This window comes from Delftia acidovorans NBRC 14950 (genome assembly GCF_001598795.1).
Classification (GTDB): Bacteria; Pseudomonadota; Gammaproteobacteria; order Burkholderiales; family Burkholderiaceae_C; genus Comamonas; species Comamonas acidovorans.
Genome location: NZ_BCZP01000023.1, coordinates 27,401 through 40,475 on the forward strand (window position 1 = coordinate 27,401; position 13,075 = coordinate 40,475).

Annotated in this window: 15 protein-coding genes; 11 read left to right on the forward strand and 4 right to left on the reverse strand. The window is 67.3% G+C overall.

Translation table 11 applies throughout. The features are described from left to right. Positions 1-233 precede the first annotated feature (233 nt). On the forward strand, positions 234-728 hold the full coding sequence (locus tag DA1_RS23150) for a hypothetical protein (protein ID WP_034394256.1): 495 nt from the start codon (positions 234-236) through the stop codon (positions 726-728). Between the two features lie 216 nt (positions 729-944). After that, positions 945-2,369, forward strand: coding sequence for a dihydrolipoyl dehydrogenase (locus DA1_RS23155; RefSeq protein WP_034394258.1), 1,425 nt, complete (start codon positions 945-947; stop codon positions 2,367-2,369). 28 nt (positions 2,370-2,397) lie between these two features. Here the strand turns inward: DA1_RS23155 and DA1_RS23160 are convergent, their stop codons facing one another. Next, positions 2,398-4,218, reverse strand: coding sequence for an ABC transporter ATP-binding protein/permease (locus tag DA1_RS23160; protein WP_034394260.1), 1,821 nt, complete (start codon positions 4,216-4,218; stop codon positions 2,398-2,400). Positions 4,219-4,503: 285 nt separating this feature from the next. Between DA1_RS23160 and DA1_RS23165 the strand changes: the two genes are divergently transcribed. From DA1_RS23165 to DA1_RS23175, 3 genes are read left to right on the forward strand one after another with little or no spacing between them, the layout of a single operon-like run. Next, on the forward strand, positions 4,504-5,115 hold the full coding sequence (locus DA1_RS23165) for a chromate transporter (protein WP_034394264.1): 612 nt from the start codon (positions 4,504-4,506) through the stop codon (positions 5,113-5,115). Continuing rightward, positions 5,112-5,720, forward strand: a complete 609-nt coding sequence (locus tag DA1_RS23170; protein WP_013802192.1) for a chromate transporter — start codon at positions 5,112-5,114, stop codon at positions 5,718-5,720. The genes DA1_RS23165 and DA1_RS23170 overlap by 4 nt, the downstream gene beginning before the upstream one ends. A gap of 46 nt (positions 5,721-5,766) precedes the next feature. Then, the gene (locus DA1_RS23175; RefSeq protein ID WP_034394267.1) at positions 5,767-6,747 is read left to right on the forward strand and encodes an aldo/keto reductase; all 981 of its coding nucleotides are present in this window, start codon (positions 5,767-5,769) and stop codon (positions 6,745-6,747) included. Positions 6,748-6,791: 44 nt separating this feature from the next. On the opposite strand, the gene DA1_RS23180 is transcribed toward DA1_RS23175, so the two are convergent. Both DA1_RS23180 and DA1_RS23185 read right to left on the reverse strand, forming a co-directional pair. After that, a complete protein-coding gene (locus tag DA1_RS23180) occupies positions 6,792-7,637 on the reverse strand; it encodes an SIR2 family NAD-dependent protein deacylase (RefSeq protein WP_034394271.1) in 846 nt (281 codons plus the stop codon). Further along, on the reverse strand, positions 7,637-8,275 hold the full coding sequence (locus tag DA1_RS23185) for a TetR/AcrR family transcriptional regulator (RefSeq protein WP_034394275.1): 639 nt from the start codon (positions 8,273-8,275) through the stop codon (positions 7,637-7,639). Before DA1_RS23185 ends, DA1_RS23180 begins: the two co-directional genes overlap by 1 nt. Positions 8,276-8,498: 223 nt before the next feature. On the opposite strand from DA1_RS23185, the gene DA1_RS23190 reads away from it, so the two are divergent. The 5 genes from DA1_RS23190 (at position 8,499) to DA1_RS23210 (ending at position 10,836) form a co-directional block, all read left to right on the forward strand. Then, a complete protein-coding gene (locus DA1_RS23190; RefSeq protein ID WP_034394278.1) occupies positions 8,499-9,002 on the forward strand; it encodes a VOC family protein in 504 nt (167 codons plus the stop codon). A gap of 68 nt (positions 9,003-9,070) precedes the next feature. Then, complete coding sequence (locus tag DA1_RS23195; RefSeq protein ID WP_034394280.1) at positions 9,071-9,493, forward strand: VOC family protein; 423 nt, start codon at positions 9,071-9,073, stop codon at positions 9,491-9,493. Positions 9,494-9,540: 47 nt separating this feature from the next. Continuing rightward, positions 9,541-9,924, forward strand: coding sequence for a VOC family protein (locus DA1_RS23200; protein ID WP_013802186.1), 384 nt, complete (start codon positions 9,541-9,543; stop codon positions 9,922-9,924). An 8-nt stretch (positions 9,925-9,932) separates the two neighbouring features. Next, a complete protein-coding gene (locus tag DA1_RS23205; protein ID WP_034394293.1) occupies positions 9,933-10,409 on the forward strand; it encodes an SRPBCC family protein in 477 nt (158 codons plus the stop codon). Between the two features lie 25 nt (positions 10,410-10,434). After that, the gene (locus DA1_RS23210) at positions 10,435-10,836 is read left to right on the forward strand and encodes a DUF1428 domain-containing protein (RefSeq protein ID WP_034394298.1); all 402 of its coding nucleotides are present in this window, start codon (positions 10,435-10,437) and stop codon (positions 10,834-10,836) included. On the opposite strand, the gene rlmB is transcribed toward DA1_RS23210, so the two are convergent. Then, a complete protein-coding gene (gene rlmB / locus DA1_RS23215; protein ID WP_012205857.1) occupies positions 10,833-11,624 on the reverse strand; it encodes a 23S rRNA (guanosine(2251)-2'-O)-methyltransferase RlmB in 792 nt (263 codons plus the stop codon). The genes DA1_RS23210 and rlmB overlap by 4 nt on opposite strands. 217 nt (positions 11,625-11,841) lie before the next feature. Here rlmB and sstT point away from each other — a divergent pair, with 217 nt between their 5' ends. Then, entirely contained in the window at positions 11,842-13,065 is a 1,224-nt protein-coding gene (gene sstT / locus DA1_RS23220) for a serine/threonine transporter SstT (RefSeq protein ID WP_013802183.1), read from the forward strand. The last annotated feature ends 10 nt before the right edge of the window (positions 13,066-13,075 follow it).

A 13,075-nucleotide genomic window follows, 5' to 3' on the forward strand; every position in this document is an offset into this window, starting at 1 on the left:
CCGCATGGGGCTTGGCATATGCGTGCCGGTGCAGACGCTATTTCCGTGATCCGCATCCCGGCCCCACGATAGGCATCGCGGTATGGAGCCGTCCATCCGAGCAGCAATCAAAACAACAAAAACAATCAACAAAATCAAAAGCTTGCAAAAGAATCCCCCATCAATAATTGTCTCATCGGCATCCGGGATTCAGGCCATGCCACAGCGCAGCGCCATATGAATGGGAGCTTTCCATGGCAATCACACACTGCCTGACATCCGACAGCGCATGGCCGAATGGCGCAATTCGCCGCCGCTGGAGTCCCGCAGAACTGCTTGCACTCGAACGCTGGGCCGGCGTCCTGCCCGTGCAGATGATCTGCCGCCGGCTGAACCGCAGCGAGCGCTCCGTTCGCTGCCAGATGCACAGGCGCGGCCTGAGCACCCGGGTCCGCGAGGGCGTCGGGCTGCGGCAGGTCTGCGAGGACCTGCAGCTGTCCGCACGGACGGTGAAGGCTTTCATCCTCGATGGCCGCCTGCGCCTGCACAGCGCACAGGTGCATGGCGGGGTGGTGGCGCAGCTTCATTGGTCCCTGCGCCGCTGGCTGCAGACGGCGCAAAGCCGCTTGTGCCGTGTCAGCCATTTGAGGGTTACCGAGACATCTCTCAGGCGCTTTGCGCGGGAAGCGGATTTCGGCGCATCAGGCAGCCGCACGGACGCGGCATGGCAACACTGGGCATCCGGCTAGGCCCTGAATGTCCAGCAGCGGTTTCGGCCCTTCGCCTACGACTGCCGCGAGCGCCAGCATGCAGACTGGCACGCATGTCCCATGGCAGGCGAGGCAGTCATCTCGACCATCTGTCGGCACTTCAGTCGGCACTTCCGTCGGCACACCTTTCGGCACATCCACCGGCAGCTGAGACCTCCACGGGACCTGGTGCCACAGTCAAAGGAATCAGACAGCATGAAAAACCCACCCACCACCGCCCTCGACGTGATCATCGTCGGTGCCGGCTCGGCCGGACTGTCGGCGCTGCGCGAGGTGCGCAAGCACACGGAGCATTTCGCCATCGTCAACGACGGGCCCTGGGGAACGACCTGCGCGCGGGTGGGATGCATGCCGTCCAAGTTGCTGATCGAGGCGGCCAACGCCTTCCATGCACGCAATCACTTCGATGCCTTCGGCATACGCGGCGCGAGCGGGCTGCAGCTGGACCTGCCCGCCGTTTTGCGCCGCGTGCGCAAGCTGCGCGACGAGTTCGTGGCAAGCACGATCAAGGCCACGGAGGGCCTGGGCTGGCGGGCCATCGATGGGCGTGCCAGGCTGCTGGCAGCCAATCGGATCGAGGTCAATGGCAAGGTGCTGGCTGCGCGCAAGCTCATCCTCGCTCCGGGCTCCAGCCCCGTGGTGCCGGAGGAATGGAAGCGCTTTGGCAAGCGCATCCTGACCACCGACACCTTGTTCGAACGCAAGACGCTGGGCCCGCGCGTGGCCGTCGTCGGCCTGGGTCCGCTGGGCGTGGAGATTGCACAGGCGCTGGCGCGGCTGGGACTGGAGGTCACCGCACTGGGACGCGGCCCGAAGCTTGCCGGCCTGTCCGACCCGAATGTCACCGACGCATTGCGGCATCTGCTTGAGAAAGAGATGGTGGTGATCACCGACCATGAAGTGCAGTTGAGCAAGGGCCCGGACAGCAGCATCGTCGTGCGTGCAGGCGACACCCGCATCGTCGTGGACCATGTGGTGGCCGCCATGGGCCGGCGCCCGCAGCTCGAAGGCCTGGGCCTTGAGACACTGGGGCTTGAGCTGGACGAGCACGGGCAGCCGCCCGTGAGCCGGCAGACACTGCAGGTCGGCGAGCTGCCGCTGTTCCTCGCGGGCGATGCCAATGGCGACCGCCCCTTGTTGCACGAGGCCGTGGATGAAGGCCATATCGCGGGCACCAACGCGATGGCAGAGAACGTGGCCTGCTTCGAGCGGCGCACGCCGCTGTCCATTGTCTTCAGCTCGCCCCAGGCAGCCGTCGTGGGCCAGCCCATGAAGGCGCTGCTGGGTCAGGACTTTGTGGTGGGCCGTGTGGACTTTGCGCACCAGGGACGCGCCCGTGCTGCGCAGCGCAACGCGGGCCTGCTTCACGTCTATGCGGACCCGGCCAGCGGCCTGCTGCTGGGCGCGGAAATGTGCGCACCGGGCGGCGAGCATCTGGCCCATCTGCTGGCCCTGGCCGTGCAGCAGCAACTGACCGTGCACGAGTTGCTGCGTGCGCCCTTCTACCACCCCGTGCTGGAAGAGGGCCTGCGCACCGCCCTGCGCGACGCGGTAAGCCAGTTGCGCGAGCAGCCGCCGTCCGACCTGGGCAACTGTGCTCCCTTGCCCATGGACGATTGATCGCGCGCGGCCCAGGGCCGCACGCGGATCAAGCCCGGGGCGCGCTCTGCGGTGCGCTTCCTTCCGACAGCGTCCACCCGCCATTGCCATCGACCGCCAGCGCGTGGGTATGGAAACCCGCCAGCGTGCTGCGGTGGCCAACGCTCACCAGCATGGTCGAGCGCATCTGCTCGCGCAGCAGGGTGTACAGCGCATGCTCCAGGCCCTCGTCCATGGCCGAGGTGGATTCATCGAGAAAGACGATGGCGGGCCGGTTGAACAGCACGCGGGCAAAGGCCAGGCGCTGCTGCTCGCCAATCGACAGGATGCGGGACCAATCCTGGTTGACATCCAGCTTGTCGGCCAGATGGGCCAGGCTGACCTGGCGCAGCGCCTGCCGCAGCCGCTCGTCGTCCTGCGGCGATGCATCGGCGGGATAGGCAATGGCTGTGCGCAGGTCACCCAGCGGCAGATACGGACGCTGAGACAGGAACAGCGCCTGGTGGCCGCCCGGGCGGCCCACCGTGCCTTCGGCGTGCGGCCACAGGCCGGCAATGGACCGCAGCAAGGTGGTCTTGCCGCTGCCCGAAGGCCCCTTGATCAGCAGCGCCTGGCCGGGAATGAGCTTCAGTTGCAGGCCGCTGATCAGGTGGTGGCCATCAGGGCGGCTGACCTGCAGGCCCTCGATGTCCAGGGCGCCGGGTTGCTCTCTGTGGACGACCTGGGGCAGTTCGCGGGTCTGGGCATTGGCATCCAGAAAGCCGCACAGGCGGTCCAGCGCAGCGCGGTACTGGGCGAAGGTGTCGTAGGAGGTTCGGAAGAAGGACAGCGCATCCTGCACCTGCCCAAAGGCCTGCGAGGTCTGCATCACATCACCGAGCTTGATGGCACCGCTGAAAAAGCGCGGCGCCTGCAGCAGAAAGGGAAAGACCACGGCCACCTGGTTGACGGTGAGGTTGAAGCCGTCGAACTTCAGGCTGCGGTAGACCAGCGCCCAGACATTGGCGATCAACGCCGAGAAGCGCGTCAAAAGCGTGTTGCGCTCGATGGCCGCGCCCTGGTAGAAGGCGATGTTCTCCGCATATTCACGCACGCGCACCAGGGCGTAGCGGAAGTTGGCGGTGAGCCTCTCGTTCAGGAAGTTCAGCCGGATCAGCGGCTGGCCCAGGCGAAAGGCGATCAGCGTGGCGACGATCACATAGACGTAGACCGCAAAGACCATGGCCCGCGGAACCTCCACGCCCGCCACGGCAATGGGCGCGGACAGCCCCCAGAGAATGCCCGTGAACGCCACCAGCGAGACCACGGCGCTGACGGCGCCCAGCGCCAGGGTCAGCGAGTTCGAGACAAAGGTGTTCACATCCAGCTCGATGCGCTGATCGGGGTTGTCCACCGGCTCGTCCAGGAAGTGGCTGCGGTAGTAGGCATCGCCGCGCATCCAGTCGGTGGTCACGCGCTCGTTGAGCCAGACCCGCCAGCGGATGCGGAACGCCTGGTTCACGTAGTAGTTGAACAGCTCGCGCATCACATGGATGGTGGCCAGCACCGCGAAGATGCCCAGGAATCGCCAAAAGCCCTTCTGGTCCAATTCCTGCAGCGCGCTGTAGAAGCCGTTGTACCAAAAGGAGAACAGCACGTTCATGCGCACCGAGACCAGGGCCAGCACCAGCAGCAGCATGAACACCAGCAGCGGCCACCAGCTGTTTCTGGGGTGCAGGAACGGGCCGGCCAGCTGCCAGAACTGCCGACCCCAGCGGGTGAATCGAACCAGCAGCAGCGCCACGGCCGCGAAAGCCACGACGGTGATCACTGAGGCCGCCGCCAGCCAGACCAGGCTTTCCTGCAGCGCCTTGCTCCAATCCATGTCCATGCCGGAGATCCTCGGGTTGTGTGGGTGGAGAGAATCTACTCCTGTTCAGGCAGGCCGGCGGGCAGGCCCGGGTGCATGCCGGCAGCAAGCCATCTGCGCTTGCAATGCCCCCATCGCCGTTGCCGATGGGGCCGCTGCCAACGAGGCCGCTGCGCAGGATTAATATTCCGTGCGTGCCACCCCGAGGCAGGCACGGAGACAGGATCGGCCCGCACGGTTCCACCCCATGACAACAGCGATGCCGTCCCCGGGCCCTGCCCGGGCGGCCCAGACACAAGCCAGAACATGCCCGCATCGCCGCCCCAGGCTTCCCCGCCACACGACACCGCCGATGCGCCTGCCCAGCGCCCCGCCCCCTCCAACCTGCGCGACCTGTTCTGGTCCTTCACCTGGCTGGCCCTGCAGGGCTTTGGCGGCGTGCTGGCCGTGGTGCAGCGCGAGCTGGTCGAGAAAAAGCGCTGGCTGACCAACGACGAGTTCGTGGAGGACTGGGCCGTGGCCCAGATCATGCCCGGGCCCAATGTGGTCAACCTGTCCATCACCATTGGCGAGCGCTACTTCGGCTGGCGTGGTGCCGTGGTCGCCGTGTGCGGGATGCTGTGCTTTCCCATGCTGCTGGTGCTGACGCTGACCGTGATCTATTCGCAGCTGGTCGACCACCCCGCCATGGCCGGGGCGCTGCGCGGCATGGGCGCCGTCGCGGCCGGCCTGGTGGCGGGCATGGGGCTGAAGCTGACGAGCACGCTGAGCCGACACCCGCTGGGGCGCTGGTGCAGCGCGGCCCTGGCGCTGGCCTCGTTCATTGCCATGGCCGTGCTGCGCGTGCCGCTGGCCTGGGTGCTGCTGGTGGTCGGCGGTGCCGGCTGCGTGCTGACCTGGAGAAAGCTCGCCCCATGAACGCCGCCCACCAGATCGCCCTGAACCTGCAGCCCGCCGACTGGCTTCAGTTGCTGCTGTATTTCCTGACGCTGTCGCTGATGGCCGTGGGCGGCGCCATTGCCACGGCGCCCGACATGCACCGCTTTCTGGTCGATGGCCACGGCTGGCTCAGCGAGGCGCAGTTCAGCAGCTCCATCGCCATCGCCCAGGCGGCGCCCGGGCCCAATGTGCTGTTCATCGCCCTGCTGGGCTGGAACCTGGGCCTGAACGCGGGCGGGGGCACCGGGCCGCTGGCATGGACCTTTGGCGCGCTGGGCGTGACCATCTGCATGGTCGGCATCCTGCTGCCCAGCTCCCTGCTGGCCTGGCAGGCCTCGCGCTGGGGCCAGCGCAACAAGAACCGGCGCGGCGTGCGTGCCTTCAAGCAGGGCATGGGGCCGCTGGTCATCGGGCTGCTGCTGGCCACGGGCTGGCTGCTGGGCAGCGCCAGCGGCCGCCCCGCACAGGACTGGCGCCTGTGGCTGCTGACCCTGGCCTGCGCCCTGCTGGTGTGGCGCACGCGCATCCACCTGCTGTGGCTGCTGGGCGCGGGCGCGCTGCTGGGTGCGCTGGGCTGGATCTGAGAGGTCCTGAGGACTACCCTGGTTTTTTCGTCAAAAGGAGCCGTACATGGCGCAAGCCCCTTCCCTTCGTTCCCTGGGCCGCAGCGGCCTGCAGGTCTCGCCGCTGTGCTTTGGCGGCAATGTCTTCGGCTGGACCGTGGACGAGGCCACGTCGTTCTCGCTGCTCGACGCCTGGCTGGATGCCGGCATGAACTTCATCGACACGGCCGACGTGTACTCGCGCTGGGCGCCGGGCCATGCGGGCGGCGAGTCGGAGACCGTGATCGGCAAATGGCTCAAGCGCAGCGGACGGCGCGCCGACATCGTGCTGGCCACCAAGGTCGGCAAGGACATGGGCGAGGGCCGGTTGGGCCTGCGCCCCGAGTACATCCGCCAGGCCGTGGATGCCTCGCTGCAGCGCCTGCAGACGGACTACATCGACCTGTACCAGTCGCATGACGACGACGCCAGCGTGCCGCTGGCCGATACCCTGGGCGCCTTTGCCGACCTGATTGCCGCAGGCAAGGTGCGGGCCATCGGCGCCTCCAACCACAGCGCGCCGCGCCTGGCCGAGGCCCTGCGCACCAGCGCCGAGCTGGGCCTGCCGCGCTACGAGAGCCTGCAGCCGCTGTACAACCTGTACGACCGCGCCGTGCTGGAGCGCGATCTGGCGCCGCTGTGCGCGGCCGAGCAGGTGGGCATCATCAACTTCTATGCGCTGGCAGCGGGTTTTCTGACGGGCAAGTACCGCAGCAGCGAAGACGCAGCCAAGAGTGCGCGCGGCGGCAAGACCGTGGCCACCTACCTGAACCCGCGCGGCCTGCGCATTGTGCAGGCCCTGGACGCCGTGGCTGCGCGCCTGAACAGCCAGCCCGCGTGCGTGGCCCTGGCCTGGCAGATGCAGCGCCCGTTTGTGACCTCGCCCATCGCAAGCGCGACCTCGCTGGCCCAGTTGCAGCAACTGGTGCAGGCCACGCGCCTGCAGCTGTCGGCTCAGGACGTGGCCGAGCTCAACCAGGCCAGTCAGGAAGAAGGCGCAAGGGACTGACCTGCGCAGGCCAGGGTAGCCTGCCCGCCCTGGCCCGGGGCCTCTCAGCCCGCCAGCAGCGCGGGCAGGATCTGGGCCGATGGGCCGCGCAGGCACTGGTGCGCTGCGTCATCCAGCTCGGAAGGCGCCGGGTTGATGACGGCCACGTGCGCGCCTGCCCGGCGCGCGATTCGGGCCAACCCCGCTGCCGGATACACGGCGCCCGAGGTGCCGACCACCAGCAGCACCTCGCAGCGCTGCACGGCAGCCTCGGCGGCCTGCCATACGCCCATGGGCAGGGACTCGCCGAACCAGACCACGCCCGGGCGCACCAGGTTGCCGCAAACAGGGCACTGCGGAGGCTCGCCAGGGTTCAGCCCGGCCAGGTCGCAGCAGGCGCGGGGCCGCTCCAACCAACGGTCGCGCATCAACTCGCCATGCAGGCACAGCACGCCGGGGCTGCCCGCGCGCTGGTGCAGGCCATCCACGTTCTGCGTGACCAGGGTCATGCGGCCCGGGTGCTGCAAGGCCCATTGCGCCAGCGCATGGTGGCCTGCATTGGGCTGCACTGCCGCCACGGCCTCGCGCCGGTGCGCATACCACTGCCACACGCGCTGCGGATGGGCGCGAAAGCCCGCTTCACTGGCCATGTCCTGTGGGTTGAACTGTGCCCAGTAGCTGTTCTTGTCATCGCGGAACGTGGGCACGCCGGACTCGGCACTGACGCCTGCGCCCGTGAGCACGGCGATGTGCGCTGCATGCGCGATGCGCTCGCGCAGCTCGTGGAGCTCACCCTGGCCGGGCAGTTCGGCGGCAGCCGCAGGCAGCGAAGTGGGGGAAGGTTCGTCGGGCATCGGAGGGCGAAGGAAAAAAAGCAGGCCATTGTGCGGCAGCGCCGCCCCATGGCGCATCAAATGCCTTTTTCCACCATCTCCAGCAGGCGCAGAGCCAGCGCCCGACGCTGCACGGGTGTGGCACGGCGCAGCGGGCCGTCGATCACCAGCAAGGCCATGCCGTGAACCGCCGACCAGGCCAGGAACTCGGCCTGGGGACGGCGCTCGGGCGGCAGCACGCCGGCCTCGGCCATGCTGTCCAGCGCGTAGCCCAGCAGCTCGAACGGGTTCAGGCCCATGGCCGCCGCACGCGTGGTGTCGGGCGGCAGGTCCACGTCGTACTCGACGGAGGCAAAGGCCGTGCGGAACCAGCCGGTCTCCGTCTGGGCAAAGCCCAGGTAGCCCCGGCCCACGGCAGCCAGCAAGGCGCGTGAGCGCTGCAGCGCATCGGGCAGGGCACGGGCCTGGACCATTTCGGCCTCGATGGCCGCGGCCAGTGCGCCCAGGGCCGCAGCGCGCACGGCATCAAACAGTGCCTGGCGGTTGGCAAAGTGACGATAGGCCGCATTCGGCGCCACGCCCGCCCGCCGCGTGGCCTCGCGCAGCACGATGGCCTGGGGACCGCCTTCGCGCGCCAGTGCCAGGCCAGCCTCGACCAGGGCCTGGCGCAGGTCGCCATGGTGGTATGACTCACGCCTGACACGTCGCTGCGTCACTGTTTTGATTCCTTTTTTTTCTGCATGACCAAGTCACACATAAGGGACGACAGCCCTGCCCCGCCGATTTACAGCTTGACACCGAAGCTGACAGCGCCTGATGTGGACAGCGTCCATTTTAGTCCCTAGCATATGTGAACGGCGTACACACGCCGGGCAGAAATCGATAAAAAGCCGGCATCGAACGGCAAAAACGGTTTTCACCGTCACCAAGGAGACAAGCATGGCTTTGCACACCGGCCGCATCCAGCCCTGCCTCTGGTTTGACAACCAGGGCGAGCAGGCGGCGCGCTTTTACACAGAAGTCTTTCCCGATTCCCGCATCACGGCCATTGCCCGCTATGGCGAAGCCGGCCACGACATCCACGGCAGGCCGGCCTGCAGCGTGATGACAGTGCAATTCGAGCTGGACGGCCAGCCCTTTCTGGCGCTCAACGGCGGCCCGATGTTCCGCTTCAACGAGGCCGTCTCGCTGATGGTCAGTTGCGAAACGCAGGACGAGATAGATCATTACTGGGGCGCCCTGTCCGAGGGCGGCGACCCGGCGGCGCGTCAATGCGGCTGGCTCAAGGACCGCCATGGCCTGTCTTGGCAAATCGTTCCGGCCCAGATGGCGAGCTGGATGGGGGGGCCCGACATGGCCGCCGCCCAGCGCGTGATGCAGGCCCTGCTGGGCATGCAAAAGCTGGACATCGCCGCTCTTGAGCGGGCGCATGACGGCCGCTGAGGCCTCCTGCGCCCATCCTCCCACTCCTCTCCCCCGCCCCTCGCCACCATCCACTTCAGGAGCGTCCCATGCAATTCATTCCCTATCTGAACTTCAACGGCAACTGCGCCGAGGCCTTTGCCTTCTACGCCAGGCTGTTCGGCGGCACCATCGTGCACCAGAGCACCTTTGGCGAGACACCGGGCATGGAGCAGATGCCCGATTCCGCCAAGGGGCTCATCATGCATGCCCACCTGCAGATCAAGGACCAGGCGCTGATGGCCTCGGACGCCACCGACAACTGCGGTGGCGGTGGATACCAGCAGGCCCAGGGCATGTGGATCTCGATCGGCGTGGACGACGCCACCGAAGGCGGCCGCATCTTCAACGCGCTGGCTGAAGGCGGCAAGGTGACCATGCCCTTTCAGGCCACGTTCTGGTCGCCGGGCTTTGGCATGGTGACGGACCGCTTCAACACACCCTGGATGGTCAACGTCAAGGGCGAGGCCTGAACAAGGCCGGCCGACACATTGCCTCTGTCACCCAAGAAGGAGTCTTCATGAACGCCAACCCAGTCGTCTGGTTCGAGATCCATGTGCAGGACATGGCGCGTGCGCGCCGGTTCTATGAAACCGTCTTCCAGGGCAAGCTGGAGCATCTGCCCGCGCCCGATGGCTCCGACAGCCAGGAGATGCTGTCCTTTCCGATGGACATGACAGGCCCCGGCGCGGGCGGAATGCTGGTGCGGATGGACGGCGCACCTTCCGGCGGCGGCGGCACCCTGGTCTATTTCGGCTGCGAGGACTGCGCCATCGAACAGGGCCGCGTCGAGGCCGCAGGCGGGCGCATCGAGCAGGCCAAATTCTCCATAGGCCCCCACGGGCACTGCGCCGTCGTGGTGGACACCGAGGGCAACCGAATCGGCCTGCATTCCATGCAATGAGGAGCGCCATGACAGCACAAGACCTTCCCGAACACGCCAACGACCTGGTGCTCACGCGCCTGCTGGACATTCCTGCCGACAGGCTCTACCGCTGCTGGACCGAACCCGCGCTGATCCAGCAATGGTTTGCGCCCAGCCCCTGGAGCGTGTCCCGCGTGGACAACGATGTGCGGCCCGGCGGCCACAGCCTCATCGTCATGCGCAGCCCTGAAGGCCAGGAGATGCCCGGCAGCGGCGTCTACCTGGAAGTCATTCCCAACCGCCGCCTGGTCTTCACCGACGCATTCACCCAAGGCTGGGTGCCTGCCGACAAGCCCTTCATGACGGGCATCGTCAGCTTTGACCCCGAAGGCAGCCAGACCCGCTATACCGCCCGGGTGCGCCATTGGAGTGCTGCCGACCGCGCCCAGCACGAAGCCATGGGTTTTCACACCGGCTGGGGCCAGTGCACGGACCAGCTGGCCGAGCTCGCAGCCCGGCTCTGAAGCCGGATTTCACCAGGAGAGAGCCATGCACTACATCGACGGATTCGTGCTGCCCGTTCCCCGGGCCAACCTGCAGGCCTACCGCGAGGTGGCGCAGGCCGCAGGCAAGGTATGGATGGAATACGGCGCGCTGCAGTACTGGGAATGCGCGGGCGATGACGTGCCCATGGGCAAGCTGACCTCGTTTCCCCAGGCCGTGCAGCTCAAGGAAGGCGAGATCGTGTTCTTCTCATGGATCATCTATGCGTCGCGCGCGGAGCGCGATCGCATCAATGCCGCCGTCATGAAGGACCCGCGCATTGCCTCCATGGACCCGGCCACCATGCCCTTCGACGCCAAGCGCATGTTCTGGGGCGGCTTCGAGAGCGTGGTGGAACTGGGCACGGGCGAGGGTGCAAGTGCGGGCGCCAGCGGCGCGCCGGCCTAGATCTGGTCAGCCGGGGCGGCAGACACGGCAGGCGTGGTGCCCTGGCCGCGCTGGCGCAGCGCTTCGTACAGGCACACGCCGCTGGCCACGGACACGTTGAGGCTGGAGACGGCGCCCATCATGGGGATGCCGATCAGCTCGTCGCAGGTCTTGCGCGTGAGCTGGCGCATGCCGTCGCCTTCGGCGCCCAGCACCAGGGCCGTGGGGCCCGTGAGGTCCACCTCGTACAGGGTCTTGGGCGCATCGTCGCTGGTGCCGATGATCCAGATGTCGCGCTCCTTGAGTTCATTGAGCGTGCGCGCCAGGTTGGTGACCATGAAATAGGGCACGGTCTCGGCCGCGCCGCTGGCCACCTTGGCCACGGTGGCGTTCACGCCCACCGCATGGTCCTTGGGCGCAATCACCGCATGGGCGCCGGCGCCATCGGCCACGCGCAGGCAGGCCCCCAGGTTGTGCGGATCGGTCACGCCGTCCAGCACCAGCAGCAGCGGCTTGCTGATGCCGTCAGCCTCCAGCTGCTCCAGCAATTCGTCCAGCGAATGCACCTGGGCCACCGCCTCCACGCGAGCGGCCACGCCCTGGTGGCCATGGCTGCCAGCCAGCTTGGCAAGGCGTTCGCCGTCGGCCTCGATCAGCCGGACGCCGGCCGACTTGGCGCGGTCGAGGAACTGGCGCATGCGCGCATCGCGGCGCGTGGCCTCGTAGTAGACCTCGATGATGGATTGGGGCGCGGTCTTCATGCGCACGCCGACGGCGTGGAAGCCGAAGAGAACTTTGGGGGACGACATGGGGCGCAATTATCCCGCCAATTGAGCGGTGCCCCGGGCCCCGCCTTGCGAAGCCCGTCTGCGCGCAACGGCTCCTGTGGTTTTTACGTAGCCGCTACACTGCGCGGCTTGGCCGCCTTCCAGCAGCCCTGCACATTGCGGCATGCACCGTAGCCACGGGCATGCCGCTTTGCATTTTTCCATCGCTTGAGTTTTTTCCTTTTCTTTGCCAACCATCATGCTCAAAGCCCTCTTCGCCCGGCTTGCCCGCACCAGCCTGGTCGGCCAGATCGCCATCAGCCTGGTCGCTGGCGGCCTGCTGGCCTGGCTCTGGCCCGAGGCCGCCCAGTCCGTGTCCCTGCTGGGCACGCTGTTCATCTCCGCCCTCAAGGCCGTGGCGCCCGTGCTGGTACTGCTGCTGGTGGTCTCGGCCACCAGCAACCACCGGCCTGGCCAGGCCACGCAGATACGGCCCATCCTGTGGCTGTATGTGCTGGGCACCTTTGCGGCGGCCGTGGTCGCCGTGGCGGCCAGCATGGCCTTCCCTTCCACCATCCAGTTCAAGGATGCCGCCCCGGCCCAGGGCGCACCCGGGCGCATTGGCGAAGTGCTGATGGCCCTGGTGCAAAGCGCCTTCGACAACCCCGTGCGTGCGCTGATGAATGCCAACTACATCGGCATCCTCGCCTGGGCCCTGGCCATGGGCATGGCCCTGCGCCATGCCTCGGAGTCCACGCGCACCGTGATGCAGGACCTGGGCCAGGCCATCACCCGCGTGATCCAGGGCGTGATCCGGCTGGCGCCGCTGGGCATCTTTGGCCTGGTGGCGGGCACCTTTGCCCAGTCGGGCCTGGAAAAGCTGCTGGACTACGCGCACCTGCTGGCCGTGCTGCTGGGCTGCATGCTCTTCGTGGCCCTGGTGGTGAACCCGCTCATCGTCTGGACACAGACGCGCCGCAACCCCTATCCGCTGGTGCTGACCTGCCTGCGCGAGAGCGCGGTGACGGCCTTCTTCACGCGCAGCTCGGCCGCCAACATTCCGGTGAACCTGGCGCTGGCCAAGCGCCTGGGCCTGGATGAGGACACCTACAGCGTCTCCATCCCGCTGGGCGCCACCATCAACATGGCCGGCGCCGCCGTCACCATCAGCGTGCTCTCGCTGGCTGCGGCCCACACGCTGGGCATCGAGGTCGATCTGCTGACCGCCATCTTGCTGTGCGTGGTGTCCGCGGTCTGCGCCTGCGGCGCCTCGGGCGTGGCCGGCGGCTCGTTGCTGCTGATTCCGCTGGCCTGCAGCCTGTTCGGCATCTCCAACGATCTGGCCATGCAGGTGGTTGGCGTGGGCTTTGTGATCGGCGTGATCCAGGACTCGGCCGAAACCGCGCTGAACTCCTCGACCGACGTGATCTTCACGGCAGCTGCCTGCGAGGCAGCCGGGCGCCGTGAGGCCGTGGCGGCCTGAGCGCCACCCC

Coding starts and splice junctions, on each gene's coding strand:
- DA1_RS23150 (WP_034394256.1), top strand. CDS start 234: ATGGCAATCACACACTGCCTGACATCCGACAGCGCATGGCCGAATGGC.
- DA1_RS23155 (WP_034394258.1), top strand. CDS start 945: ATGAAAAACCCACCCACCACCGCCCTCGACGTGATCATCGTCGGTGCC.
- DA1_RS23160 (WP_034394260.1), bottom strand. CDS start 4,218: ATGGACATGGATTGGAGCAAGGCGCTGCAGGAAAGCCTGGTCTGGCTG.
- DA1_RS23165 (WP_034394264.1), top strand. CDS start 4,504: ATGCCCGCATCGCCGCCCCAGGCTTCCCCGCCACACGACACCGCCGAT.
- DA1_RS23170 (WP_013802192.1), top strand. CDS start 5,112: ATGAACGCCGCCCACCAGATCGCCCTGAACCTGCAGCCCGCCGACTGG.
- DA1_RS23175 (WP_034394267.1), top strand. CDS start 5,767: ATGGCGCAAGCCCCTTCCCTTCGTTCCCTGGGCCGCAGCGGCCTGCAG.
- DA1_RS23180 (WP_034394271.1), bottom strand. CDS start 7,637: ATGCGCCATGGGGCGGCGCTGCCGCACAATGGCCTGCTTTTTTTCCTT.
- DA1_RS23190 (WP_034394278.1), top strand. CDS start 8,499: ATGGCTTTGCACACCGGCCGCATCCAGCCCTGCCTCTGGTTTGACAAC.
- DA1_RS23195 (WP_034394280.1), top strand. CDS start 9,071: ATGCAATTCATTCCCTATCTGAACTTCAACGGCAACTGCGCCGAGGCC.
- DA1_RS23200 (WP_013802186.1), top strand. CDS start 9,541: ATGAACGCCAACCCAGTCGTCTGGTTCGAGATCCATGTGCAGGACATG.
- DA1_RS23205 (WP_034394293.1), top strand. CDS start 9,933: ATGACAGCACAAGACCTTCCCGAACACGCCAACGACCTGGTGCTCACG.
- DA1_RS23210 (WP_034394298.1), top strand. CDS start 10,435: ATGCACTACATCGACGGATTCGTGCTGCCCGTTCCCCGGGCCAACCTG.
- rlmB (WP_012205857.1), bottom strand. CDS start 11,624: ATGTCGTCCCCCAAAGTTCTCTTCGGCTTCCACGCCGTCGGCGTGCGC.
- sstT (WP_013802183.1), top strand. CDS start 11,842: ATGCTCAAAGCCCTCTTCGCCCGGCTTGCCCGCACCAGCCTGGTCGGC.